The following is a 23,835-nucleotide window of genomic DNA, read 5'->3' as shown; positions in this document are numbered from 1 at the left end:
CCCATCCCGCGCCAGAGCGCAACTCACACCTATGTAAAAGAGGGACCTTGCGAGAATTCACTGCCCGCTTCGCGACCGACGCCGAAATCGCCAACTGGGATGAGCACGTCATCGCCAGCCCCGGCGGCGGCAACATGCTCCAGTCAGCCTCCTTCGCCTCAGTCAAAGCCAAGCACGGCTGGAAACCCCTGCACCTGGTCTACGAAGGCACCACCGTCCTTGAGGGCGAAACCGTACCCTTTGCCAGCTACAACCTGGTCCTCGAAAAGACCGTTCCCACTTTCGGCAAGCTCTGGTACATGATCAAGGGCCCCGGCGTGAACACCGTCGAAGAAATCCCCTCCATCCTTGAGGCCAACGAAGAATTCATCAAGCGGGAAAAACTTGGCGTCTTCGCCGTCAAAATCGAACCCGACATCATCGCCGACGACGCCACCAGCGCCTTCCTGGCAAAGACCGGCCTGGTCAAAAACTTCAACATCCAGCCCAACGACTCCACCGCAGTTCTGTCCACGGACAAGAGCGAAGAAGAAGTCCTCAAATCCCTCTCATCCCGCGGCCGCAACGCGGTGCGTCGCTCCGCCCGTGAAGGCTGTGAGGTCAAGCGGGTTGAACTGACCGAAGAGAACATGAAGAAGATGTACGCCCTCATGGACACCGTCGGTCAGGGCACCGCTAACGTCAACCTGCGGTCCTACGACTACTACCGCGACTTCTGGACCACCTTTGAAAAGGCCGGCCAGGGCCGCCTCTACTTCACCTACGAGGACGGCGAGCCCTCCGTCGGTGCCTACGTCATCGCCTACGGTGAGAAGGGCACCTACAAGGACGGCGGCTCCAAGCCCCGCCGCAAGCAGTACGGTGACTCCCACCAGGTGCAGTGGACCGCCCTGACCGACCTCATGAAGGAATTTGGCATCAAGTCCTACGACTTCTGCGGAACCCCTCCCAAGGATCAGCTGAAGAACAAGGACCACAACTACTACGGCCTGGGCCTCTTCAAGACCTCCTTCACCAAGGACGTCATTGATTACGTTGGCGTCTGGGACCAGGTCATTTCCCCGGTCAAGTACAAGGCCTGGAACAGCAGCGTTGAAAAGGTGATGCGCCAGCTGTGGGTCCGAAAGACCGGCCAGCCTTTCTACTAAAATTTTCTGCACTAAGACAGTGCATTACTTTCACCGATCGAGGCGGAAGGAGTAAACCCTGACGTGAGCAAGTCATCTACCCCCTTGCAACATAAGGCTTACCCTTCCGCCTCTGCGTTTGATGTCGCCTCAGCCGCCCCCGATACGGGCCCTGCGAGTGCTTTTGGGGATACCGTTCTGCTTCCCCGGGCAGAGGCAGAAAGCCACCAGGGCATCGGTCAGGACGGGCCGCCCCCGGCTGCCGCTGGTTCCTTGGCCAGGGGGCAGGAGGATCCTTTTGGCACCCCGGCCCAGAGCAGTCCCTTCGGGGCTTCTTTAGTCCAGGACGTCCCCGCCCCGGCTCCGTCTGTGGCAGAGGCAGCTGCCAGCCCCTTTGGGGCTGCCCCGGCCGCCCAGCCCGGTCTTGAGCCAGAACCGCTGGTTAGCCAGCTGCCTGTGATTGACCGGCCCCGTCCTGCTCGGGGTGAACCGGGCCCGTCCGCGTCCGAAGAGACCGGGTTGCAGCAGGCTGCCTACCCCTCGGCGGGAGGCCCCAGTACCGTTACCCTGCCCTCTGCCCCGCGCCAGGGCGGAAAGCGGCCCTCTCGGGTGCGTTCGTCGCTTAAATCCTTTGTCAGTAGTGACCAGTCCCTCACCCAGCCCATGCGCGGTATTGCCCGCCTGGCCCAGCGGCCCTTCAATATCGCAGCGACCCGCGCCGACTACGTCCGCGAAAAAGAGGCCGCCCGCGAGGTGCTCAATTTTTCCCTGCGTCTGGCCGAAACCATGTTCCACTACGGGGCAGATACCGTTGATGTTGATTCTGCTATCGTTGCTGTCTGCGCCGCCTACGGCCTGGACGATGTTGAAATTGATATCACCAACCAGTCCGTCATTATCAACTATGTTTCGGGTCTTGATGAGGTAGATGACCAAACCCGGGCTATTAATCTCAGTGGTGAGAGCAGCCCCGGTAAGGAGCGATTTAGCCATACGGTCATGCGGGTTGTGCGGTCCTGGTCAGAGAATTACGCTGCCCTTGACGATATCTACAAGCTCATTAATGACATCACTGCCGGTGGCCTTCCCCGCCATCGGGCCGAACGTCGCCTGCACAAGATTAATACCGCCAAAAAGCCCTATTCGCCCATGATTATCATGCTGGCTAATATTGTGGCGGCTTTCTCCCTGGTGTTAGCCCTGGGTGGCTCTGTCTCAGCCGGTATCGTTGGTGGTCTTGTTTTCCTGGCGATTCACTTCGTCAATAGCCTGATTTCCCGGCTTAAGATGCCGGGCTTTTTTACCATGGCAGCTGGTGCTGGCGTGGTTACATTCGCTGCCATCTATATATCGGATGATTCATCTATCTTTTCCCAAGTCGGCTTCCACGTCAGTGCCCCCCACATTGTGGCAGCCGGCCTGATTATGCTCCTGCCGACCGCCCGGCTGGTCTCAACCGTTCAGGACGCCCTCAACGGCTTCCCCCTCACGGCAGCGGGAAAATTCGTCTCCACCGGTATGTCCTTCCTCGGCATTGTCGTCGGCCTTGCCTCAGCAGTTGCGGTGCTCTCCGTCCTAGCGATTAGCGAGCTCGATATCACCGAAACCCGCTTTGTGGGGGCCCACCCTATCACCGCCTATCTGGGCTTCCTGGTTGCCTCTCTCGCCTTCGCCGTCACGAGCCAAGCCCGCACTAAAACCCTGCTGTGGATTACAGTTATCACCACGGCCGGCTTCTGGGTCCACCAGGGCTATAGCCTTGCCTTCGGGGCAGGAGCTGGACGGGCCAACACCGCCTTTGCCGCCCTTATTATCGGGTTGATGAGCACTTTCCTGGCCTACAAGCTCCACTCCCCGGCCTCGATCTTCTATGTTCCGGCCCTGACCTTCCTCCTGCCCGGTCTGTCAGTCTTCCGGGGCCTCTACCTCTTCACGGTCGAAGCTAACTCGGCTGCAGGCGTCCCCGGCATGATCTCTGCTATCGCTATCATCCTGTCGATGGCCTCCGGCGTGGTGTTGGGAAGCTACCTCATGCAGTACGTCATCCAGCACTACCTCAGCCCGGCCCGTCCAAGCCCCGATGTGGGCCCTGAAACCCGCACCATCGATACCCGAAATATCGAAGTCCGTGACCGCTAAAAAGCCCGGACACCAGCTGGGTGCTGCCGGGCGCCGCCTCATACCCGCCAACCTCAAAAACTTCGCCCAGCCTAGCCAGGCCCTCACCCAGCCCATGCGGGGCCTTGCCCGAGTTGCTGGTCGGCAGCTTGCCCAGGTGGCCCTGAACAGACACCGCCAGCGCATTTACCAAAAAGAGCAAGCCCGCGAAACCCTCAGCTTTGCCCTGCGCCTTGCTGAAACCATGTTCCACTACGGGGCAGATGCGGCCGACGTCGATGCTGCCGTCGTCACCGTCTGCGCTACCTACGGCATCCAGGACGTTGAGGTTGATATCACCTACCAGTCCATCATTATCAACTATGTCTCTGAGGTGGATGACCTAGCCGGCTCCGGTAGCCATGTCACCGAGGGCACTGAAAAACTTGCCCTGAATCTTGTGAGGGTCGTCCGCTCTACCTCAGAAAACTACCGGGCCCTGGAAAAGCTGTACCACCTCATTCGCAGTATCGCCGCCGATGACCTTACCCGCACCCAGGCTGAGCGCCAGCTTGCCCGCATTAACAACGCTAAAAAACCCTACTCTCCTGCAACCCTCCTGGCCTGGAACCTTGTCATGGCAGCTGCCTTCACCTTGGGGGTGGGCGGCTCCTGGCGGGCTGCGGTTACCTCCATTGGTATTTTTGCCCTGGTGAATTTCACCCTGGTTGCCCTAGGCCGACTTGCCCTGCCCAGCTATTTCACCATGGCCATAGCCTCAGGTGTGATTACCACCCTGGCTGTTACTGTCTCCCGTACTGAGTCCTGGTTCTTCCAGCAGGGATTCATTGTCTCAGCTCCCCACCTGATAGCAGCCGGGCTCATGATGTTCCTGCCCACCTTCCGGCTGGTGTCCGCTGTTCAGGACGCCCTCCACGGCTTTCCCCTGACAGCCGCGGGGAAACTTGTGATGACCGCTGTGAACTTCACCGGCCTTATTGCCGGAATTGCGGTTGCCCTGACCCTCATTAGTTACTTCGACTATGCCAGCCTTGACGCCCGTCATACCGTCTTCAACCCGCCACCCCTGTGGCTTTCCATGACGGGTATGGCTATAGGGTCTGCTATGTCTGCTGCTGCCTGGCAGGGAAGCCTTGCCAATATCTGGCTTGTGGTCGTCCTTTCCTTTGCTGGCCAGGGGGTGTATTACAGCCTGGCGGCCGTCACCGGTACAGAAGCTGGCCACCTGCACCTTGTGGCAGGGGCTTTCACCGTCGGGTTGGGGGCCTCTTTGATCGGCTATCTTCTGCATACCCCGGCCTCGATTTATTATGTGCCCGGCATGATGTTTATGCTCCCTGGCCTTACTATTTTCCGTTCCAGCTACCAGGTGCTAATGGGCCGTAACGGGGTGGCTGACGGTTTGCAGGGGCTGGTGGGGGCCGGGCTGACGGTGCTGTTAATGGCTACGGGCATTGTGCTGGGCACCTACCTGTGGGACGCGGTGACTTCAAAGGTAGGGCGGCGGCGGTCAGTTGAGGTTCCAGTTGACGGGGGTAGCCCCCTGGGCTGCTAAGAGCTCGTTGACCTTGCTGAAGGGGCGGGATCCGAAGAAGCCTCGTGAAGCGGAGAGGGGAGAGGGGTGGGCTGACTCAACGGTGGGGAAGCTGCCCAGCAGGGGCTTGCACCTGCGGGCATCTGCCCCCCAGAGCAGGCCAACGAGCGGGGTGTTACGGGCAGCTAGGGACTCAATTGCGGCTGTTGTGATGTCCTCCCAGCCCTGGCCACGGTGGGAGCCTGCCTCACCGGCCCGTACACTCAAGACCCGGTTCAGCATCATGACCCCCTGCCGACTCCAGGCGGTCAGATCGCCGTGGGGTGGGGGAGTGATACCGAGATCGGCATGGAGCTCCTTGTAGATGTTCTGCAGGGACCGGGGTAGGGGGCGGACGTCCGGTTGCACCGAAAAGCTCAGACCCATGGCATGGCCGGGGGTTGGGTAGGGGTCCTGTCCGATCACCAGCACCTTCACTTCGCTCATCGAGTAGGTGAAGGCCTTGAAAATGTCCTTACCCGCAGGGAGGGTGGTGCGGCCAGCGGCGTGTTCTGCCCGCAGGAAGTTGCCCATAGCCCGAATCTGGGGTTCAACGGGGGCCAGGGCCGCTGCCCAATCGGGGGCCATTATGTCAGTGAGAGGACGGGCGGGCACAGCTACTCCTTATCGGTTGCGGTATTCTCCCTATAAGAATAGAACGAAGACCGCACCGAAAAAGAGGGACATGAGCGACGTCCAACCACACCCCGCCCCCCAGCCAGATGAGCCCACCCCGCCTGCTACGTCGCCGTCCGCCCGCGCTCGCCTCACAGAGACCGAGCAGGCCATCCTCAACCTGGAGAAAAAACGGTTCAAGTACCAGGGCAGCAAAGAGCAGGCCATTAGCCGGGTTCTGGGGCTGAGTCCCGTCTCCTACTACCAGCAGCTCAACGCCCTGATCGACAATCCCCGGGCTATTGCTGCTGAACCTGCCCTCACCGCCAGACTCCGGGCCCAGCGCGACCTCACAGCCTAAGACACCTGCCCTTTGGCAGGCTTGACGTGTACCCTAGAGTAGTTACCCGCTGAAGCAGCCCGCCGGGCCGCCGCGCATGAAAGAGGCAACTGTGAACGACTATCCCCGCGATGAATTCGACGATATTGACGAAAAAACCGCCCGCCGAGGGGCCTACCGGGCCGCAGGGGCGGCTAAGGGATCTCGCGCAGGAATCCTCACCATTATTCTCTGCGGCCTGCTGACCCTGCTGATTGGCGGCACCATGTATGTGCTCTCCCCGCGCACCGCCGGGCCCGCTAGTAGCACAGATTCCGCCAGCGCCTCAGCCTCTGCAAGCGGTGAGGCCACCGTTACGGCCTCAGCCAGTGCTTCTGAATCTGCGGCCCCCGATCCTTCTGCTGTCACGGTCGAAGTGTATAACTCCAGCGCCGCCTCTGGCTCAGCAGCTGTTGCCGCTGCCGTTCTCGAAGATGCTGGCTACACCGTCTCTACCGTGGCCAACTGGGCCGGTGCCTATGCGGCAGAGTCAATGGTCTACTACGCCACCGGCTCCTCCGGGGAAGCTGACGATATCGCAGACCGCCTCAAACTGCCCTACATCAACCAGGACTACCAGGCAACCAAGGGCCTGGTCTATGTTGTCCTGGGCCCTGACTTTGATCCGGCAAACTTCCCTGAGTTTGCTGAAGATGCCGGTCTCGTAGCTGCTGCGACCCCCAGCGCCACCGCAGAGCCCACCGCCGAAGCAACTGCCCAGGCTACCGCCGCTGCCTCCGCTACCGCTTCAGCCACTCCGGCTCCCAGCCAGGCTGGTACCCCCACCCTCTACGTTGTTGATCCTGTAACCGCCACCTATGTTGAAGCGACCGAAGCCCAAGCGGCCCTGACCGGCCAGGCCCTCTACACCCTCGATCCGGCTACCGGAACCTACATTCCTTACACCCCCGACGCCACAGCCACGGCTGAGGCCACTGACGAGGCCGTCCAGCGTTACAACTACAATCCGGCTACCGACGTCTACTATCTCGACCCAACCGGCCCCTACATCCTCGACCCGGTCACCGGTACCTACCGCCTCGGCTAGGCCCCTAGCTTTCCGCTTAAGTTGAGGACGGCCCCGCCCCGCCTTCCCCAGGTGGGCGGGGCCTTGCCGTAGGCAGGCTGATTTGTGCGCTGTGGGCGATTAAGATTTCAGTGCTGGCTTAAAGGTTTGCACCCGCCTACCTCAAGTGCCAAGATTGTAGTTAGCACTCCCGGGTCCTGACTGCTAAATCATGTGCTAGATCAAGCAGAAGGGGCAGCGGCGAGTAAACACCTGAAGCGATTCACGGTGAGGCCCACCCACCCGCCCCGACGGCGGAAAGCTGCGGTGGTGCCGTCCGTCGCGGGCACCGGTATCGCACTCACAACCCATGTTCCAGAAGGAGCGAAAGCCATATGGCAAAGCTGATTGCTTTTGATGAAGAGGCACGCCGCGGCCTTGAAAAGGGCCTGAACACCCTCGCTGACGCAGTGAAGGTAACCCTCGGCCCCCGCGGCCGTAACGTCGTACTTGAGAAGGCCTGGGGCGCACCCACCATTACCAACGACGGTGTCTCCATCGCCAAGGAAATCGAACTCGAAGATCCTTACGAAAAGATTGGCGCAGAGCTGGTCAAGGAAGTTGCCAAGAAGACCGACGATATTGCCGGTGACGGCACCACCACCGCAACCGTCCTGGCCCAGGCCCTCGTCCGCGAAGGCCTGCGCAACGTTGCAGCCGGTGCTGACCCCCTCTCCCTCAAGCGCGGCATCGAGAAGGCTGTAGAGGCCGTTACCGCCGAACTGCTTGCCTCAGCCAAGGAAGTTGAGACCGAAGAAGAAATCGCTGCAACCGCCTCCATTTCAGCGGGCGATCCCGAAATCGGTAAGCTTATTGCCCAGGCTATGGAAAAGGTCGGCAAGGAAGGCGTTATCACCGTCGAAGAGTCCAACACCTTCGGCCTGACCCTGGAACTGACCGAGGGTATGCGCTTCGATAAGGGCTTCCTCTCTGGCTACTTCGTCACCGATGCAGACCGTCAGGAAGCAGTCCTTGAGGATCCTTACATCCTGATTGTCGGCTCCAAGATTTCTAATGTGAAGGACCTTGTTCCCGTCCTGGAGAAGGTCATGCAGTCCGGCAAGCCCCTGCTGATCGTTGCTGAGGATGTCGAGGGTGAAGCCCTGGCCCTGCTGGTACTCAACAAGATGCGCGGCTCCATCAAGTCTGTAGCTGTTAAGGCTCCCGGCTTCGGCGACCGCCGTAAGGCCCAGCTGGCTGACATCGCCATCCTCACCGGTGGCCAGGTCATCACCGAAGAGGTTGGCCTGTCCCTGGACGCTGCAACCATTGACCTGCTCGGCCAGGCCCGCAAGGTTGTTGTCACCAAGGACGAAACCACCATCATCGAGGGTGCCGGTGACGCCGAGGCTATCGAGGGCCGCGTCGCCCAGATCCGTGGCGAAATCGCTAACTCTGATTCAGACTACGACCGCGAGAAGCTGCAGGAGCGCCTGGCTAAGCTGGCCGGTGGCGTTGCAGTTCTCAAGGCCGGTGCCGCTACCGAGGTTGAGCTCAAGGAACGCAAGCACCGCATTGAGGACGCCGTCCGCAACGCAAAGGCAGCCGTTGAAGAGGGCATCGTCCCCGGCGGTGGCGTCGCCCTGATTCAGGCTGGCGTTAAGGCCTTTGAGAAGCTGGAACTGACCGGCGACGAAGCAACCGGCGCCAACATCGTCCGCGTTGCTATCGACGCTCCCCTGAAGCAGATTGCCTTCAACGCTGGCCTGGAGCCCGGCGTCGTTGTTGATAAGGTCCGCAACCTGCCCGCAGGTACCGGCCTGAACGCTGCTACCGGCGAATACGAAGACCTCATGGCAGCAGGCATCAACGACCCCGTCAAGGTAACCCGCTCTGCCCTGCAGAACGCAGCCTCCATTGCCGGTCTTTTCCTGACCACCGAGGCCGTTGTTGCTGACAAGCCCGAACCTGCAGCTCCCGCAGGTGCCCCCGACATGGGTGGCATGGGCGGCATGATGTAATCACGCCTGAGCAAACAACTTGTTTGGTAACCCGCCCACCTGGCTTGTAGCCGGGTGGGCGGGTTCATTATGGGGGAGGTCAGGAGAAATGAAGAAAAAATATGTACAAAAGTGTTGCGCTTCACTCAGAAGTGGGTGTATGCTTTAAATCACTAAAGAGGTCTTCTCTTACTTTTACTCATCAGTATCAAAGGCGAAACTGAAAGGTGTGAGGCATATGCTCACCATTGTCGATCTAGTACTCTACGCAATCATCGTAGGCCTGGTTGCAATGTTGCTCGTTGCCTACGCATCTGACGGCTGGACCAAGCTCGAGAAGAAGAGCGCAGAAGCTCTTTATCGCGATCTTTCCTTCGGTGCAGGTGGCTAAGAGTTTTTAGTGATTGTGTTTTCCAGAAACCGGCGTCTCAGCGATGAGGCGCCGGTTTCACTGTGTCAGCCCTCCCTCCCAGTACCCTAGCTGAGACAGACCACCTGACGGTAAACTAAACAAGCTATGCGCTGCCACTACTACGACGCCGGCCTCTGCGGCTCCTGCACCCTCATCGAAACCCCCTACGACCGTCAAATCGCAGGGAAACAAGCCGATGCCCAAAAACTCCTCGCCCCCTGGCCCAGCGTCACCTGGTTGGACCCTGTCACCAGCCAAGAAACAGCCTTCCGCAACAAAGCCAAGCTCGTCGTCGGCGGCACCAGCAACCAGCCAACCCTGGGCATCCTTGACCGCCACTTCACCGGCATCGACCTCACCGACTGCCAACTCTATGCAGCGCCGGTAGCTGCCGCGATACCCGTCCTCAAAGAACTCATCACCCGGGCCAGCCTCCAGCCCTACAACGTAGCTACCCGCAAGGGCGAACTCAAAAACATCCTGGTCACAGCCGCAGAATCAGGGGAGCTTATGATCCGATTCGTGGTGCGCTCCAAAAAACACCTGGTCGCCATCCGGCGCGAACTTCCCTGGCTCCAGGACCGCCTGCCCGCGCTCGCCGTCGTCTCTATCAACCTGCTGAGGGAGCATGTAGCCCTCGTTGAAGGCACAGAAGAGATCATCTTAACCGACCGGCAAACCCTACCCATGCAGGTCAACGATCTCACCCTGCACCTGCGACCCCAAAGCTTCTTCCAAACCAACACCGCCATAGCCGCTGCTCTCTACCGTCAGGGCCAAAACTGGGTCAAAGAGGCCCAGCCCTCCAGCCTCTGGGACCTCTACTGCGGTGTTGGCGGCTTTGCCCTGCACGCCGCCCAGGTCATGCCTGCTGGCAGTACCGTCACCGGTATCGAAATCAGTGCAGAAGCCATCGCCTCAGCCCAGCGCACCGTGGCCGAACAGGGGCTCAGCGGCATCACCTTCACCAGCGCTGACGCCCCCGCTTACGCAACCGGCAGCGGCCAGGTGCCCGACATGCTCATCGTCAACCCACCCCGCCGCGGCCTCGGGGCTGAGCTGTCTACCTGGATCGAAAAGAGCGGTATCGAACAGGTTATCTACTCCAGCTGCAACCTGCGCTCCCTGGTAGCTGACCTCCAGCACATGCCCTCCCTCAAACCCGTCCAGGGCCAGGTCATGGATATGTTCCCCCACAGCAGCCACTACGAAACGATCATGCTCCTGCAACGCTAACTGCGAACCTGTCCGCCACCACCAGCCTTAACTTGGGTTATCGCTCTTGAGCGGAGTAACGTAGATAAGCCCCCACCGTCGTGAAAGAAAGTACCATGCCCTCTTATCCCGCACTGCCGTCGCCCTTCATGCTGGCTGACGGCGATACCCTGTTGCGGGCAGAAGGCACCCTCACCCCGGTCACAGAAGACCAGGCCCTTGACCTAGCGGCAGCCAAAAAATCAGCTGTTATCGGGCTTATCCCCTTTGCCCCCGACGCCCCCGCCTTCCTGGCTGTTCCTGATGCCCTGGTGCGTGAACATAGGCCGCCCCAGGCCGGTAGCTGGCAGGCGCCTGCCCCCTCCAAGGTCATGGGCAGGGATAACCCCGCCTACCGCCAAGCTGTTGCTGATGCCGTGGCCCGGATGAACCGCGGCGAACTCGATAAGGTCGTGCTCTCCCGCCTGCTAGAACTCAGCTACGACGAGCCCCTCAACCTCCAGGGCCTGTATGAAACCCTGCGGGCCCAACAACCCCGGGCAACTGTCTTTAGCGCCCAGCTGCCCGGCGGCAGCTACCTCATGGGGGCCTCCCCGGAACTAGTCCTTGAAGCCAATCAAACCGGTTTCAGGACCGTCCCGCTGGCCGGGTCTGCTGCCCGCACAGAAGAAGCTGGAAGCACCGACGACGCCCAAATCGGTGAAGCCCTGATGCGCTCGGCTAAAGACCGCGCCGAACACGCGACCGTCGTTCAAGACATCCAGGGCCGCCTGGCCCCCCTGACAACTTCTATGACCGTACCGCCGGTGCCCTCTCTGATCTCAACCCCGCAGCTGTGGCACCTGGCCTCGCCCATTACCGGGCAGCTGCGGGCAGGCGTCCATGCCCTTCAGGCAGCCCGGGCCATCCACCCCACCCCGGCTATTTGCGGAACCCCCACCGACCGGGCCCTAGACCTAATCTCAGACTTGGAACCCTTCGACCGCGGCTTTTTTGGCGGGCTGGTGGGCTATATGGACGCAACCGGCGCAGGTCGCTGGTACCTGGTGCTCCGGTGCGCTGAAGTGACTGACCAACACGCGACCCTCTTTGCCGGGGCAGGAATCGTGAAAGAGTCCACCCCGGTTGGCGAACACGCTGAAACCGCCACCAAGCTCGGCACCTTTGGCCGGGCCCTCAACCTGAGCTTCTAGCGGCCAAAAGCCCGTTTGACGGCAAGGGGGGTCTGCACGGTTTGGAGGTTGAGGTGGTGCGGGCTGCTACTGGCTACAGCCAGTACATACTGCCCCTCATAGACCGTCCAACTCACCCAGAACTCTAGGGGCACCTGCGCCCCGGTGCCTTCCGGCAGGGTCAGCTGGGCCCGGGCTGAGAGCAGCCCGTCACCTACCGTAGGGGCTGAGAGCGGGAAATGATCAAGATCGATCTCGACGGACCGGGGTGGGATACCCAGACCAAAACCGGTAGCCTTGAGGACGGCTTCTTTGGCACTCCAGAGCAGGTGGCGGGCAAAATCCGCTGATTCGCCGGGCAGGGCTGTAATCCTCTGCTTCTCAGTCGGGGTCAAAGAGAGCCCGTCAAAGCTGTCATAGTAGCTACCACGCAAGCGCACCACATCGACCCCGGCGGCTATCCCAACGGGGGCAGAGAGGCCTACCGCAAGCCCCAGGGACCGGGCCATCGACAGGTTCGTGCCCTTAATGCGGGGTCTACCGTGGGGCTGGTTGCTGGAACAGAGGGGGCAACTACGGTCCACCGGTATCTCAGAGGCTGCTGTTGGCTTCACCTCCAGCAGGGTCGCTGCCATACACCGCATGAGGGTGTGCTGGGCGGCAAAAGCTAAGGCGTCCTCCGGGTTGTTAAATTCAGCAGCCCGCATCTGCTCCGCCAGGCCAACATAGGCCAACCAGCTCACCCCGTGGCCCGTGCGCAGGGCTAGGGCAGGTAGGGCCAGCAGGGTCAGCGGGGCAACCGGCTGGGTGGAATCAGCTGCAGGGTAAGACATGAAACCATTCTAGCCCCGGTGCCTTCTCAGAGGGCCGTCCTGACCGGCAGGGCGGTACCGCGTAGAATTGAGGACGCCGGTACCCACCAACAGTTTGAGAGACCATGACTGAGACTATCATTGCAGCTGCCGACGGATCGGCCCTGGGCAACCCCGGCCCCGCCGGATGGGCCTGGTATATCGATGAGGACCGTTGGGCAGCCGGGGGCTGGGAGCACGGCACGAACAATATGGGTGAACTCAAGGCCGTCCTCGACCTCTTTGAGGCCACCGCCCATCTGCCTAAAACCCGTCTCCACATCATCTGCGATAGCCAGTACACCATCAACTCCATCACGAAGTGGATGCCCGGCTGGAAGAAAAAGGGCTGGAAGAAATCAGACGGTAAACCGGTGCTCAACATCGACCTCATGAAGGCCCTAGACGCTGCTATCGCCGGCCGGAACTACACCTTCGAGTGGGTCAAGGGCCATACCGGCCACCCCCTCAACGAAGCAGCTGACCGCCGGGCGAATGAGGCTGCCCAGGCCTACCGAGACGGCGAGGCCCCCAACTACGGGCCGGGTTTCGGCGGCCCCCACGATTCAGCAGCCGGTGCAATCGCTGGAGAACTGGCCCTAAGCCGCTCCGCCCTCCACACCGATGATGCCCCCGGTGTGCTTTCCTCAAGCGACCGCAGCCTGCTTGACTCAATCTTTGACCCCGCTCCGGCGAACACTGCGGATAGCCCTGCCCCGGTAGCTCCTGAAGCTAGCCCCGCCGATATTCTTGCTGAGGTGCGGGCCTGCGAAAACCAGGTGCTCAGCCCCTCTATCTACGGTTCTGAGAAACTCCTCGGGGCCCTTCTGCACGAGGACCTCGCCTGGGTCGTGCCCACCGGCCAGACCACCGACCGCGCAACCGTCCTGCGCTACCGTGACAAGGCCTGCGCCTCCACCGGCCAGCCGCAGGAAGTCACCACAACCCTCCTCAGCCCCGACGTTGCCCTCATCGTCAGCAACCTGGACACCCCGCGCGGCAGGGTTCTTCGGTCCAGCACCTGGACGGCAACTGGCGGTAGCTGGAAACTCCGCTACCGCCAGGACACCGCAAGCAGAAACTAACCCATGAACATCGAAGCATTCGCCATTTCAGTCTCTGAGTAGTTAACACCGGCTCGGGACAGGGCCTCGTTGATCTGGGCAATGGACTCTTCCACCTGTCGCTGGGTGTTCCGCCAATTCATCAAAACGCCCTGGAAATTAGTAGACGCCGACCCCGTCCAGGACCCCTGCAGGTCCTGGAGGGAAGCGGTCAGGGCATTGACCTCAGCAACGATGGTCTCAACCTGGGCGCGGGCCTGGGCGGACTTGCTTGCAATAAGATCGGAATCAACAACGAACTGCGCCATAATGGCTCTCCTTATCGGTCACAGGGGAAAACTTTGGATAGTAACTCTCGAATCGGCCGACCCGTGATACCTCCAGAGCCTACGCCTGCCCCTAGAAACAGCACCAGCCCCCGGCGCACCTGTGGATAAGGGTACACGGGGGCTGGCCCCTGCTAGGGCAGGCATAAGAGGCAGAACCCTGCCTCCTGGAACAAGAAAACTGGTGAACCACCGGTCTTCTATGACAGTTCTGTGACGCGCTGGCCAGGCCGCTGGACGACCGGGAAGCACCTGCGCTCGCTACCGGCGGGGACTCTACCCCTGGCCCATGTACTGGGGCAGACGGATAGTGAAGGTGGCCCCTCCTCCGTCAGTCTCATCCACCTGAACCGTGCCTTCATGCTGGCTGATGATAGCTGCCACAATGGCTAGGCCCAGGCCGGTACCGCCGGTTTCCCGGGTGCGGGAGGTATCTGCCCGGTAGAAGCGCTCAAAGACCCGTTCAGCGTCCTCACCGTGGATACCGGGGCCGTGGTCGCGCACCTGAATCACAGAGCACCAGGTGCCGGTAGAAGTTGGCTGTAAACCAACTGCCAGCTCAAGGGGGGATCCCTCAGGGGTGTAGCGCAGGGCATTGGTCATAAGATTGGCCAGCACCTGCCGTAGACGTTGCTCATCCCCCCAGACAGGGGCAGAGATCGGCTCGGCACCGGCGTCCAAGCCCACCACCTCAATGGCCCGGTCAGGGGCCGAGGCAAAGGCGTCGTTGGCAGCATCGTGGGCAAGTTTGAGCAAATCGACCTGGGCGTTTTCGGTGACCCGTCGTTCGTCCAGGCGGGCCAGGGTCAGGAGGTCTTCAACCAGCTGGCCCATGCGTTTGGACTCGGATTCAATGCGGTCCATAGCCATGGCAACGGCCTCGTCGTTGGGCAGGCCCCCCATCCGGTAGAGCTCAGAATAACCCCGGATTGACACCAGGGGGGTACGCAACTCATGCGAAGCATCACCCACGAAACGGCGCATCTTCACCTCAGAGCGCTTCTGTGCGTCAAAGGCCTCTTCAATATGCGACAGCATAGTGTTGAGAGACGTGGTCAGATGGCCAATTTCGTTGTAAGGGCTGTAGTTCTCGATACGCTGGGACAGATCGCCTGCAGCAATCTGGGCGGCAGTTTGCTCAACCCTAGCCAGGGGCTCAAAGGCCCGGGTGACAATCACCCAGGTCAGGGCTATCGAAGCCAGGAGGGTAGCGATACCAAAGAGCAGGGTCAGACCGCCCACCAAAGCAACCGTCTGGTTAATCTGCGTCAGAGGGGCAGCGATCACCAAGGTCGTATTGGTACCCTCCACCGGGAAAGCGATCATCCGCCATTCAATATGGCCACTGGCCGAATGAACCGTCAAGGCCGTCTTATTAAACTTTTGGACGTTCTCGCTCGTCAGCCCAGAAATCACAGGGGAGGAACTTTCATCCGCCAGGGTCGCAACCGGCCGGATAGTATTACCATCGCTGTCGAGCAGATAGGCCTCATAGGGAATAAAGGTTCCCTGGGTTTGCGATAGCTGCTGGTCTGCATACACAGCATTGACCAGATAGCTGTAACTCGCGCTAATTTCATCATCGAGCTGGTCCATCATCTTGGCTCGAATCGATGAAATTGCAACCAGCGACATCACCGAAATAGCCAGAGCCAGCAACATAGAGGTTAAAAGCACCAACTGGGTCCGCAGAGACAGCGAACCCAGTCGTTGCACCGAGAGACGAGAGGCCAAACTCGAAGCTCCTTAGTGCTTGTTGGCAGTGCGCAGCAGGTAGCCGACACCGCGCTTGGTGTGGATCAGCGGGGGCAGCTCAGGATCATTGTCGATCTTGCGGCGCAGGTAAGAAATGTAGGACTCCACAATAGAGGCATCGCCATTGAAGTCATACTCCCACACATGGTCAAGGATCTGGGCCTTGGAGAGCACCCGGTTGGGGTTGAGCATCAGGTAGCGCAGCAGCTTGAACTCGGTGGGGGAGAGGTCAATCTCGCGGTCCCCGCGGAAGACCTCGTGGGCGTCGTCGTCCAGCACCAAATCGTCAACGCGCAGGCGGGAATCTTCTTCGATGTGGGGCTGGGTGCGGCGCAGGACAGCGCGAATCCGGGCCACCACTTCATCCAGGCTGAAGGGCTTTGTGACGTAGTCGTCGCCGCCGACGGTCAGGCCGGTCACCTTATCTTCGGTATCGTCCTTAGCGGTCAGGAAGAGGACGGGGAAGAGACGGCCGGAGCTACGCAGCTTACGGGTGACGGTAAAACCGTCCATGTCAGGCAACATGACATCGAGAACCGCAAGGTCAGGGGACTCGGTCTCAGCCTTTTCCAGGGCCTCCCGGCCGTTAGCGGCGGTAACAACCTCAAACCCTGCAAAACGCAGGGAAGTTGCCAGGAGCTCTAGGATATTGGGCTCATCATCAACGACAAGTAGTTTTGCTTCAGGTGCTTTTGTATTCACAGTTCTTATTCTGCTCCCCCAAACTGGGTACAAGCTGTGTGAAACCGGGGAGGTTAGCGGAGAAAATGGGCCCTGCCCTGAATACAATCCGACAGGACGCTAAGAGTAGGTCCCTAACCGGCCCGCCGCCGCAGAAGCGACAGGAACATGGCCACCAACAAGGCTAGAAAAGCAAGCGGCATCGCCAGCAGGGGAATCTGGCTCAAAATCTCAGGAGCCTGCCCGCTGCCCCACTTCAACAACAACATCACCAGGCCACTTGCCACACCAAGGGCCATCAAGCCACCGGCCACCCAACCCAGCACCCGAATACCGGTGCCGTAGGGCAGCTCATCAGAGTAATCAGAATCCATACCCCTCAACCTACCAAACTCCACCCCCAACCCAACACCCGGCCCCGTAACACGAAGCCCCGCAGCCCCCACACCCCACAACCCTTCAGCTCCTGCTTTAATAGAGAGTATGACTGAACAGGTACATGAAGGCCCCGCCCTAGCAGAAGGCAAGCAGCCCGAGCCCACCCTGGGCGTGCCCACCCGCCGTCGCCGCACCACCAAGGTAGACACCGTCCTGGCCGAAGCTAAGGACGTCGCCCTGGCAGGACTTGCCGACATCGCCCCCGAGCACGCCATCGGCCCAGTGCACCACATCCGCGGCGAAGAAGACCGCCTCACCACCCACCTCTTTGAATGCACCCTGCCCGGCTACCGCGGCTGGTTCTGGTTCGCCACCCTCTCCCGCGCCCCCCGAGCCAAGGTAGCAACCGTCTGCGAAATCGGCCTCATGCCCGGCGACGACGCCCTCCTCGCCCCCGCCTGGGTGCCCTGGGCTGACCGCGTCCTCCCCGAAGACCACGAAGACCCTACCGACCAGGACGACTTCGACACCCTCGAAGACTCCGAGAGCGACGAGCAGATCGAGCCCCTGGCCGAGGACGACACCGACCCCCAGGAGTAAGCCCCCGTGCAGAAATCAGGCCCCCCACCAGTCACCGGTAAACCAAAAACCTTCAGATCACTCTGGATCTTCAACTACCGCATCTGGTTCATCGGCGCCCTGATCTCTAACATCGGCACCTGGATGCAACGCACCGCCCAGGACTGGCTGGTCTTCAACGACCTCTCAAACCACGACTCCACCCAAATGGGCATTGTCATTGCGCTGCAATTTGCTCCGCCCCTCCTGCTCGCCCCCTACGCCGGGGCGCTCGCTGACCGGGGGAACCGCCGAAAAATTCTCCTGTGGACCCAGGGGCTCATGGGCGCCCTTGCCCTCGGCCTCGGTGCCTTAGTTATCTCAGGGCACGTTACGCTCTGGCAGGTCTACCTCTTTGCCCTCGCTCTTGGCATTGTTTCTGCCCTGGATGCGCCCGTCCGCTCCACCTTTGTCTCTGAACTTGTGGGCGATGTTGACCTGCCCAATGCGGTAGCCCTTAACTCCATGTCCTTTAACGTGGCCCGGATGATTGGCCCGGCTCTTGCCGGCCTTTTGGTGGTGGGGGTGGGCACCGGCCCGGTCTTTCTGCTGAATACCGTCACCTTCCTGGCTATGATTGCGGCGGTGCTACTGGTCCGCAGCCAGGAGCTACGCGACCTTCCCCGATCGTCCAAGGCCAACAGCCGGGTGCGGGACGGCCTGGCCTACCTCAAAACCCGCCCCGATATTATCGTCGTTATGGTGGCTGCCTTCCTCATCGGCACCTTCGGGCTTAACACGGCCATGAATATTGCCGCCATGGCCACCACGGAATTTGGTCAGGGGGCCGGAGAATTTGGGGTGCTGAACTCGGTTGTTGCGATTGGCTCGGTGGCCGGTACCCTTCTGGCGGCCCGGCGGGATACCCCTCGTATGCGGTTTATGTTCGCCTCCTGTTTCGGGTTTGGCCTGGCAACCCTGCTGGCGGCCCTGGCCCCTAGTCTCTGGCTTTTTGCCCTGGCTTTGATCCCTCTTGGCCTTATGGCCCTGACCATTATTACCAGCGCTAACGCCTATGTGCAGGTGACAACCGACCCTGAGATGCGCGGCCGGATCATGAGCATATACATGGCTGTATTTATCGGCGGAACCCCGGTAGGCTCGCCCCTAGTTGGTCTTGTCAATGACTATTTTGGTGCCCGCTGGGGGCTGGGCGTCGCCTCGGCTTCTGGCTTCCTGGCAACCCTCATTGGCCTGATCTGGATTATGAAATACAAGCACCTCCACCTGGGCTATGACAGAAGCGCCCCCACCCGCCTGGTGCTGCGCCCCCGGCCTGACCCAGAGCCGGAGTACCCCGAGGAACCCCCACCGGTTACCGCCGCCATTGACCTGCAAGAACCCCGCTAGGCCCGTATATAAAATTAGGACGCCGCCCCGGTTTCCTGCCGCGTGGCAGGGGGTGGGGGAGCGGCGTCCTGAAACAGAGGGAACTAAGGCCTACTTCATCTTCTCAACAACGAAGTCGATGCAGTCCAGCAGGGCTGAGACGTCGTCGGGGTCAATAGCGGTGAAGGTGGCAATCCGCAGCTGGTTGCGCCCCAGCTTACGGTAGGGCTCGGTGTCCACAATGCCGTTGGCGCGCAGGGCCTTGGCAACGGCAGCAGCGTCGATGCTCTCATCGAAGTCGACGGTGGCAATGACGTTGGAACGTTCAGCTGGGTTGGCAACGAAGGGGGTTGCGTATTCGGAGGCCTCAGCCCAGGCGTAGACGCGGCCGGCAGAATCGGCGGTGCGGGAGGCTGCAAAGGCCAGGCCCCCTCGCTCGTTCATCCACTTGACCTGCTCATTCAGCATAATCAGAGTGGCTAGGGCAGGGGTGTTGTAGGTCTGGTTCAGGCGGGAGTTGCTGATGGCGGTCACCAGGTTCAAAGAGTCAGGAATCCAGCGGTCAGAGGCAGCAATACGCTCAGCCCGCTCGACGGCAGCCGGGGACCACAGGCCCAGCCAGAGGCCACCGTCTGAGGCAAAGTTCTTCTGGGGGGAGAAGTAGTAGACATCAGATTCAGCGACCTTGACGTCCAGGCCACCGGCGGCGCTGGTGGCATCAATCAGGACGAGTGCGTCCTCGGCAATACCTGCCGGGCGGGCTACCGGGGCAAAGACACCGGTTGATGTCTCGTTGTGGGGCCAGGCGTAGACGTCCACCCCTTCTTCTGCCTTGGCTTCCGGGCGGGTGCCGGGGGCGGAGGAAATCACGGTTGAATCAGCCAGGAAGGGGGCTGCCTTAGTTGCTGAAGCGAACTTGGAGCCAAATTCACCGAAGGTGAGGTGCTGGGCCTTGTTCTCAACCAGGCCGAAGGTAGCGGCGTCCCAAAAGGCGGTAGCGCCACCGTTGCCAAGAACAACCTCGTAGCCCTCGGGGGCAGCGTAGAAGGACGCCAGCCCCTCGCGAATCTCGCCCACCAGGTTCTTCACCGGAGCCTGACGGTGGGAGGTGCCCATGAGGGAGGTTGCTGCAGCCTGAACTGCTGCTACCTGCTCAGGACGTACCTTAGACGGACCAGCACCGAACCGGCCATCGGCAGGTAGCATGTCGGCGGGAATGACGGGGAAGTTAGTCACTGTATCTCCTAGTTGAAAGGCAGGTGCTAGCTCCCGGCGCGAAGGCGTGATGGGAGGGATAAGGGGCGCCGGGGCCCTGCCTTAACCATTGTGCCGGTGGGCCAGACCCAGCCGGGGGCTTTGCCCAGTGAACAGGCCATATTACGGGGAAGAATTTATATAGTGAGACAGCCCAGACGGTAGGGGAGCCGGTGGCCCAGGTCAGGGAGGTGGAGCAATATTTCAGCTGGTAAAGAGCAAGCCCTGTGAAAAGTGGGATAACGCCCTACAATTGAAAACAACTGTTTCACCGCCAACCGGGCTAGAGCTATAGGGAGTTACGAGAAGTCATGACCGACCTCATCGATACCACTGAAATGTATCTGCGCACCGTCCTTGAGCTGGAAGAAGAAGGTATCACTCCGATGCGGGCCCGCATCGCTGAGCGTCTTGACCATTCCGGCCCGACTGTGTCCCAGACTGTTGCCCGGATGGAGCGCCACGGCCTGCTGGCGGTTGCCTCTGACCGTTCTTTGGAACTTACTGAGGAGGGGCGGCAGAAGGCAGTTGAGGTGATGCGTAAGCACCGCCTGGCTGAGCGCCTGCTGGCTGACGTTATTGGCCTGGATCTTGAGTACATCCATGAGGAGGCCTGCCGCTGGGAGCATGTGATGAGCGAACGGGTTGAGCGGCGTCTCCTTGAGCTACTCAACGACCCCAAGTTTTCGCCCTACGGCAATGCAATCCCCGGCCTTGAAGAAATTGGCGGGGAGAGCGAGTCGAACGATATGCGGACGGTGACCATGACTATTGCCGCCCGAGACTCTGAAGAAACTGACCGTTTCACTGTTAGCCGCCTGCCTGAGTACCTGCAGACTGACGTTGAGTTGCTCAAGAGCCTGGGGGATGCGGGCATTGTCTACGGGGCTACAGTCTCTATCATTGGCCTGCCGGACGGTTCGGTGAAGGTTCACGCCGACGGTGAGGACAGTGCCCTGATCTTGGATAGGGATGTTGCTGACTCCATCGTGGTCAAACGATAACAATTTGATAACAAAAAGGGGTTCTGGTTCTTCCAGGACCTCTTTTTTGTTATCAAAACGTGACCTTTGGGGTGTTTTTAGGCCTCTCGGCGGGGGTCTGGGGGATCCCCCGCCCCCTAAAGGGCCTTAAGTGGCGCGGTTCTCTTAAAATTTAATCCTCAAAATAACCTGGGGATTAACCATAATGAGACTGAATGGAGAACCCGGAGTGATATTAAAGAAATCCCTAGTCAAGCCATGCTTTATGCACTGGCAGAAGCTGGCGGGCCTGCGTCCTCAAGGGTGCCACAGGCCCAAAAAGCCCCTCCCAAGCCCAGAAAAAAACAGATTCCTGTAATCAAAACGTGACAATCCGACTAGAGGTGTGTAATGTTCTATTCCGTGCTCATCTCTGGTCGGATAAGCACCCTACGAACAGCACCGCCTAGTTCTGCCACTGTTCAAAGGTTCAACAAAACAAGAAATCTTGGCAGAAGCGGGGGACCCACCTTTCGGGCTCTCTCACAGAGAACCCTAGGGGTTAAGTCACGAAAGTGGCCGAGCGAACTTCATGCTCGAACCCGACAGCTCACCTCGTCAGGCAATGGAGGAAAACTAACATGGCAAAGTCAGCCGCACGTAACGCAGCAGTAGTAGCAGCATCAGGCGCCCTTCTGGCCGCATCCGTCGTTCCCGCAAACGCATTCGCAGTTGCTGAAGTATCAGCACCCGCCTACACCGCTCCCGTCCTGGCAGCACAGTCCACCAACTACAACACCTGGACCACCGAAGCTGCACCCGTAGCTGAAACCACCTACGTCGCCCCCCAGGCAACTGAAGTTGCTCCCGTAGCAGCAGCTGCAACCAACTCCAACGCCCGTGAAGCAGTCCTGGCAGCAGCCTACGACGGCATCGGTGGCGCCTACGTTTGGGGCGGCAAGGGCTACAAGGCTTGGGACTGCTCAGGCTTCGTCTCCTACGTCTACGCCCAGGCCGGCATCAACCTGACCGCCTACACCTACACCATGGCCACCGAGCTGACCCCCACCTCAAACCCCCAGCCCGGCGACATCGTCTTCACCAACGGCTACGCCCACGTTGGCATCTACGTTGGCAACGGCCAGATGATCTCAGCCCTCAACCCCTCACAGGGCACCCAGCTCACCGCAGTTGACGGCGGCGGCTTCATGCCCGTCGACGGCTACTACACCGCTGGCATCTAAAACTTACCGCTCCTAGCGAGCAACAACTCCCTCTGCCCTGGTCACTTATCGGCAGAGAGCGAGAAACAAGAATTCCTACCACACACAACACGGTATGGATCACCACAACAAGCCACACGGCTTGTGAATGCACCCCAGGCGACCAGCTGGGGCGCATTTTTTTTATCCCCACTTTGAGGGCCAACACCCAGCCCCGATAGGATAAGAACCATGCCCCAAAAATTTGATAGCCCCCACTTCGAAAACCCCACCAGCACCTCCGACCAAGAATTCACCTACATGGCCATAGGCATGGTCGCCGGAGCCATCCCCGGCATCGCCCTAGGCCTCATCATCGCCCTCTTTACCGGCCACGCAGCCATATGGGTATCCATCACAGGCGGAATCGGCATCGTCCTCGGCCTCATCGCCGCCAAAATACTCTACAACCGCAAACACCGCCCCACCCGCTAACCCCGACAACATATGTGCCAGAAAACATCAAATGTAACGGCAAAGCTCACACACATGAAGCTCAGTAGAACATGTTCCGCATATGCCATGCAGGAGGCACAAAAAAGTAGGTAGGCCAGCGCTTCGCGCATTATGGCTGTGTTTTTCAAGCCGGCTAAAAGGCCCCACTGGGGCCTTTCTTCACGCCGGGCACAAAAAAGTAGGTAGGCCAGCGCTTCGCGCATTATGGCCCTGCTTGTTTTAGCCGGCTAAAAGGCCCCACTGGGGCCTTTCTTCACGCCGGGCACAAAAAAGTAGGTAGGCCAGCGCTTCGCGCATTATGGCCTACCTACTTTTTTGTGCCCTCGAATGGATTCGAACCATCGACACCCGCTTTAGGAGAGCGGTGCTCTATCCCCTGAGCTACGAGGGCCAACGTTGCCGGGGGCAACTCCACCAGTTTACACCACCGGCCGGGAAGAACAGACCCCCTAAACCTGCCCGGGAAGGTCACCCCGGGCATAAGCGTCCACCTTAGAACGCACAAGCCGCACAACAAGATAACCCAACTGGACAAGACACAAAACCAGCAGGGCCCAACGGGCCGACATCAAAAAAGAAGCAAGCGGAGTGCTCGTACTCAAAGGGTTAGCAAGCGCCAAATCAAGAGCAAAACCCCCAGCAATAAAAACCAGGGCAAAAGCCACCGGCAGAACCAACATGACCCGGCCTACAAGCAACTCAAACTCAGAGGCCCGAATAAGGTTCCACCAGGTAAAAGCAAAAATCAAAGGAACAATCAGACCGGTAGACCGGTGCAAAATCTGATACTCCCGGAGCCCATCAACCCCAAGACCAGCAGCAACCTCCTGAAGATGCTGGGCAGAAAAACCCACCATCAGCTCAGGGGCCGTCGCCCCAGCCACAACAGAAACCCCCGGAAGAAGAAGCAAATAGTAATAAAGCATAAAAAGAACCGTCACCACAAAAGCAACCCCCAAAAAAATCCGGGAACCGCCCCCCTTACCGGGTTCAGCTGCCAGCTCAGCCCGAGTAAAATCGGTGACAACCCGAGGCCCCGGAGCCGACGGACGCACAACAGACGGAGCCGTCCGCTCGAAAGAACTAGCCTGTGTATTCTCGCCGTAAAGACGTTTCTTCTGACCTTTTGAAAGACCCATACTCCTATCCTAAGGCCCCGCAACTGGCACCAGGAATCTCCCGGGCAAGCAGCCTCTCTCTGAGGGCGTAAGCGCCCCGGGTAGGCTTCGAAAATGTGTTCGCATAAAATAGGAGTTTGACGGTTGATCGAAGAGAGGTTTTT

23 protein-coding genes, 1 tRNA gene and 1 riboswitch are annotated in these 23,835 nt (G+C 59.9%); of the genes, 15 read left to right on the top strand and 9 right to left on the bottom strand.

What is annotated here, in order from left to right:
* Nucleotides 1-47 precede the first annotated feature (47 nt).
* The 3 genes from ACMXX3_RS08940 to ACMXX3_RS08930 all read left to right on the top strand — a co-directional run bounded on the left by ACMXX3_RS08940 (nucleotide 48) and on the right by ACMXX3_RS08930 (nucleotide 4,800).
* Complete coding sequence (locus ACMXX3_RS08940; RefSeq protein WP_421084374.1) at nucleotides 48-1,148, top strand: lipid II:glycine glycyltransferase FemX; 1,101 nt, start codon at nucleotides 48-50, stop codon at nucleotides 1,146-1,148.
* 63 nt (nucleotides 1,149-1,211) lie between these two features.
* Nucleotides 1,212-3,266, top strand: a complete 2,055-nt coding sequence (locus ACMXX3_RS08935; protein WP_421084373.1) for a threonine/serine exporter family protein — start codon at nucleotides 1,212-1,214, stop codon at nucleotides 3,264-3,266.
* Nucleotides 3,256-4,800, top strand: coding sequence for a threonine/serine ThrE exporter family protein (locus tag ACMXX3_RS08930; protein ID WP_421084372.1), 1,545 nt, complete (start codon nucleotides 3,256-3,258; stop codon nucleotides 4,798-4,800). Before ACMXX3_RS08935 ends, ACMXX3_RS08930 begins: the two co-directional genes overlap by 11 nt.
* Here the strand turns inward: ACMXX3_RS08930 and ACMXX3_RS08925 are convergent.
* Nucleotides 4,756-5,406, bottom strand: coding sequence for a uracil-DNA glycosylase (locus ACMXX3_RS08925; protein WP_421084418.1), 651 nt, complete (start codon nucleotides 5,404-5,406; stop codon nucleotides 4,756-4,758). The two genes, ACMXX3_RS08930 and ACMXX3_RS08925, sit on opposite strands and share 45 nt — an antisense overlap.
* A 97-nt stretch (nucleotides 5,407-5,503) precedes the next feature.
* Between ACMXX3_RS08925 and ACMXX3_RS08920 the strand changes: the two genes are divergently transcribed.
* The 6 genes from ACMXX3_RS08920 to ACMXX3_RS08895 all read left to right on the top strand — a co-directional run bounded on the left by ACMXX3_RS08920 (nucleotide 5,504) and on the right by ACMXX3_RS08895 (nucleotide 11,638).
* Entirely contained in the window at nucleotides 5,504-5,794 is a 291-nt protein-coding gene (locus ACMXX3_RS08920) for a DUF3263 domain-containing protein (protein ID WP_421084371.1), read from the top strand.
* 91 nt (nucleotides 5,795-5,885) lie between these two features.
* Complete coding sequence (locus ACMXX3_RS08915) at nucleotides 5,886-6,860, top strand: LytR C-terminal domain-containing protein (protein ID WP_421084370.1); 975 nt, start codon at nucleotides 5,886-5,888, stop codon at nucleotides 6,858-6,860.
* 353 nt (nucleotides 6,861-7,213) lie between these two features.
* Nucleotides 7,214-8,839, top strand: coding sequence for a chaperonin GroEL (gene groL / locus ACMXX3_RS08910; protein WP_421084369.1), 1,626 nt, complete (start codon nucleotides 7,214-7,216; stop codon nucleotides 8,837-8,839).
* Between the two features lie 217 nt (nucleotides 8,840-9,056).
* Nucleotides 9,057-9,209, top strand: coding sequence for a hypothetical protein (locus ACMXX3_RS08905; protein ID WP_421084368.1), 153 nt, complete (start codon nucleotides 9,057-9,059; stop codon nucleotides 9,207-9,209).
* 126 nt (nucleotides 9,210-9,335) lie between these two features.
* Nucleotides 9,336-10,466 carry a 23S rRNA (uracil(747)-C(5))-methyltransferase RlmC gene (gene rlmC, locus ACMXX3_RS08900; RefSeq protein WP_421084367.1) on the top strand — a complete coding sequence of 377 codons (1,131 nt, stop codon included), beginning with the start codon at nucleotides 9,336-9,338 and terminating at the stop codon, nucleotides 10,464-10,466.
* 95 nt (nucleotides 10,467-10,561) lie between these two features.
* Nucleotides 10,562-11,638: an isochorismate synthase gene (locus ACMXX3_RS08895; RefSeq protein WP_421084366.1), complete on the top strand. Its 1,077-nt coding sequence runs from the start codon at nucleotides 10,562-10,564 to the stop codon at nucleotides 11,636-11,638.
* On the opposite strand, the gene ACMXX3_RS08890 is transcribed toward ACMXX3_RS08895, so the two are convergent.
* Nucleotides 11,635-12,450, bottom strand: coding sequence for a 4'-phosphopantetheinyl transferase superfamily protein (locus ACMXX3_RS08890; RefSeq protein WP_421084365.1), 816 nt, complete (start codon nucleotides 12,448-12,450; stop codon nucleotides 11,635-11,637). The genes ACMXX3_RS08895 and ACMXX3_RS08890 overlap by 4 nt on opposite strands.
* A gap of 104 nt (nucleotides 12,451-12,554) precedes the next feature.
* Between ACMXX3_RS08890 and ACMXX3_RS08885 the strand changes: the two genes are divergently transcribed.
* The gene (locus ACMXX3_RS08885; protein WP_421084364.1) at nucleotides 12,555-13,553 is read left to right on the top strand and encodes an RNase H family protein; all 999 of its coding nucleotides are present in this window, start codon (nucleotides 12,555-12,557) and stop codon (nucleotides 13,551-13,553) included.
* Here ACMXX3_RS08885 and ACMXX3_RS08880 read toward each other — a convergent pair.
* The 4 genes from ACMXX3_RS08880 to ACMXX3_RS08865 all read right to left on the bottom strand — a co-directional run bounded on the left by ACMXX3_RS08880 (nucleotide 13,550) and on the right by ACMXX3_RS08865 (nucleotide 16,668).
* Nucleotides 13,550-13,840, bottom strand: coding sequence for a WXG100 family type VII secretion target (locus tag ACMXX3_RS08880; RefSeq protein WP_421084363.1), 291 nt, complete (start codon nucleotides 13,838-13,840; stop codon nucleotides 13,550-13,552). The two genes, ACMXX3_RS08885 and ACMXX3_RS08880, sit on opposite strands and share 4 nt — an antisense overlap.
* 294 nt (nucleotides 13,841-14,134) lie before the next feature.
* Nucleotides 14,135-15,520, bottom strand: coding sequence for a sensor histidine kinase (locus ACMXX3_RS08875; RefSeq protein ID WP_421084417.1), 1,386 nt, complete (start codon nucleotides 15,518-15,520; stop codon nucleotides 14,135-14,137).
* Nucleotides 15,521-15,604: 84 nt separating this feature from the next.
* The gene (locus tag ACMXX3_RS08870) at nucleotides 15,605-16,315 is read right to left on the bottom strand and encodes a response regulator transcription factor (RefSeq protein ID WP_421084362.1); all 711 of its coding nucleotides are present in this window, start codon (nucleotides 16,313-16,315) and stop codon (nucleotides 15,605-15,607) included.
* A gap of 113 nt (nucleotides 16,316-16,428) precedes the next feature.
* Complete coding sequence (locus tag ACMXX3_RS08865; protein ID WP_421084361.1) at nucleotides 16,429-16,668, bottom strand: hypothetical protein; 240 nt, start codon at nucleotides 16,666-16,668, stop codon at nucleotides 16,429-16,431.
* Between the two features lie 109 nt (nucleotides 16,669-16,777).
* Here ACMXX3_RS08865 and ACMXX3_RS08860 point away from each other — a divergent pair, with 109 nt between their 5' ends.
* Nucleotides 16,778-17,272 carry a DUF3027 domain-containing protein gene (locus ACMXX3_RS08860; protein WP_421084360.1) on the top strand — a complete coding sequence of 165 codons (495 nt, stop codon included), beginning with the start codon at nucleotides 16,778-16,780 and terminating at the stop codon, nucleotides 17,270-17,272.
* A gap of 6 nt (nucleotides 17,273-17,278) precedes the next feature.
* Nucleotides 17,279-18,640, top strand: a complete 1,362-nt coding sequence (locus ACMXX3_RS08855) for an MFS transporter (protein WP_421084359.1) — start codon at nucleotides 17,279-17,281, stop codon at nucleotides 18,638-18,640.
* A 90-nt stretch (nucleotides 18,641-18,730) separates the two neighbouring features.
* Here ACMXX3_RS08855 and serC read toward each other — a convergent pair whose 3' ends face one another.
* A complete protein-coding gene (gene serC / locus ACMXX3_RS08850) occupies nucleotides 18,731-19,825 on the bottom strand; it encodes a phosphoserine transaminase (RefSeq protein WP_421084416.1) in 1,095 nt (364 codons plus the stop codon).
* A 359-nt stretch (nucleotides 19,826-20,184) separates the two neighbouring features.
* On the opposite strand from serC, the gene ACMXX3_RS08845 reads away from it, so the two are divergent.
* The 3 genes from ACMXX3_RS08845 (at nucleotide 20,185) to ACMXX3_RS08835 (ending at nucleotide 22,532) form a co-directional block, all read left to right on the top strand.
* A complete protein-coding gene (locus tag ACMXX3_RS08845; RefSeq protein ID WP_421084358.1) occupies nucleotides 20,185-20,877 on the top strand; it encodes an iron dependent repressor, metal binding and dimerization domain protein in 693 nt (230 codons plus the stop codon).
* Between the two features lie 446 nt (nucleotides 20,878-21,323).
* A riboswitch (cyclic di-AMP (ydaO/yuaA leader) is annotated at nucleotides 21,324-21,471 on the top strand.
* A 5-nt stretch (nucleotides 21,472-21,476) separates the two neighbouring features.
* The gene (locus tag ACMXX3_RS08840) at nucleotides 21,477-22,079 is read left to right on the top strand and encodes a C40 family peptidase (RefSeq protein ID WP_421084357.1); all 603 of its coding nucleotides are present in this window, start codon (nucleotides 21,477-21,479) and stop codon (nucleotides 22,077-22,079) included.
* Between the two features lie 210 nt (nucleotides 22,080-22,289).
* A complete protein-coding gene (locus tag ACMXX3_RS08835) occupies nucleotides 22,290-22,532 on the top strand; it encodes a hypothetical protein (RefSeq protein WP_421084356.1) in 243 nt (80 codons plus the stop codon).
* Between the two features lie 339 nt (nucleotides 22,533-22,871).
* On the opposite strand, the gene ACMXX3_RS08830 is transcribed toward ACMXX3_RS08835, so the two are convergent.
* Together ACMXX3_RS08830 and ACMXX3_RS08825 are read right to left on the bottom strand one after the other, a co-directional pair.
* A tRNA-Arg gene (locus tag ACMXX3_RS08830) sits at nucleotides 22,872-22,944 on the bottom strand.
* A gap of 58 nt (nucleotides 22,945-23,002) precedes the next feature.
* Entirely contained in the window at nucleotides 23,003-23,692 is a 690-nt protein-coding gene (locus tag ACMXX3_RS08825; RefSeq protein WP_421084355.1) for a hypothetical protein, read from the bottom strand.
* Nucleotides 23,693-23,835 lie beyond the last annotated feature (143 nt).

It is taken from the genome of Rothia nasimurium (assembly GCF_049068285.1).
Classification (GTDB): Bacteria; Actinomycetota; Actinomycetes; order Actinomycetales; family Micrococcaceae; genus Rothia; species Rothia nasimurium_I.
Note: the sequence above shows the minus strand (reverse complement) of the source record. Positions and strands in the feature narration are given on the sequence as shown.

Coding starts and splice junctions, on each gene's coding strand:
- ACMXX3_RS08885 (WP_421084364.1), top strand. CDS start 12,555: ATGACTGAGACTATCATTGCAGCTGCCGACGGATCGGCCCTGGGCAAC.
- ACMXX3_RS08840 (WP_421084357.1), top strand. CDS start 21,477: ATGGCAAAGTCAGCCGCACGTAACGCAGCAGTAGTAGCAGCATCAGGC.
- ACMXX3_RS08905 (WP_421084368.1), top strand. CDS start 9,057: ATGCTCACCATTGTCGATCTAGTACTCTACGCAATCATCGTAGGCCTG.
- ACMXX3_RS08860 (WP_421084360.1), top strand. CDS start 16,778: ATGACTGAACAGGTACATGAAGGCCCCGCCCTAGCAGAAGGCAAGCAG.
- ACMXX3_RS08895 (WP_421084366.1), top strand. CDS start 10,562: ATGCCCTCTTATCCCGCACTGCCGTCGCCCTTCATGCTGGCTGACGGC.
- rlmC (WP_421084367.1), top strand. CDS start 9,336: ATGCGCTGCCACTACTACGACGCCGGCCTCTGCGGCTCCTGCACCCTC.
- ACMXX3_RS08890 (WP_421084365.1), bottom strand. CDS start 12,450: ATGTCTTACCCTGCAGCTGATTCCACCCAGCCGGTTGCCCCGCTGACC.
- groL (WP_421084369.1), top strand. CDS start 7,214: ATGGCAAAGCTGATTGCTTTTGATGAAGAGGCACGCCGCGGCCTTGAA.
- ACMXX3_RS08835 (WP_421084356.1), top strand. CDS start 22,290: ATGCCCCAAAAATTTGATAGCCCCCACTTCGAAAACCCCACCAGCACC.
- ACMXX3_RS08880 (WP_421084363.1), bottom strand. CDS start 13,840: ATGGCGCAGTTCGTTGTTGATTCCGATCTTATTGCAAGCAAGTCCGCC.
- ACMXX3_RS08825 (WP_421084355.1), bottom strand. CDS start 23,692: ATGGGTCTTTCAAAAGGTCAGAAGAAACGTCTTTACGGCGAGAATACA.
- ACMXX3_RS08865 (WP_421084361.1), bottom strand. CDS start 16,668: ATGGATTCTGATTACTCTGATGAGCTGCCCTACGGCACCGGTATTCGG.
- serC (WP_421084416.1), bottom strand. CDS start 19,825: ATGCTACCTGCCGATGGCCGGTTCGGTGCTGGTCCGTCTAAGGTACGT.
- ACMXX3_RS08845 (WP_421084358.1), top strand. CDS start 20,185: ATGACCGACCTCATCGATACCACTGAAATGTATCTGCGCACCGTCCTT.
- ACMXX3_RS08875 (WP_421084417.1), bottom strand. CDS start 15,520: ATGTTGCTGGCTCTGGCTATTTCGGTGATGTCGCTGGTTGCAATTTCA.
- ACMXX3_RS08925 (WP_421084418.1), bottom strand. CDS start 5,406: ATGGCCCCCGATTGGGCAGCGGCCCTGGCCCCCGTTGAACCCCAGATT.
- ACMXX3_RS08920 (WP_421084371.1), top strand. CDS start 5,504: ATGAGCGACGTCCAACCACACCCCGCCCCCCAGCCAGATGAGCCCACC.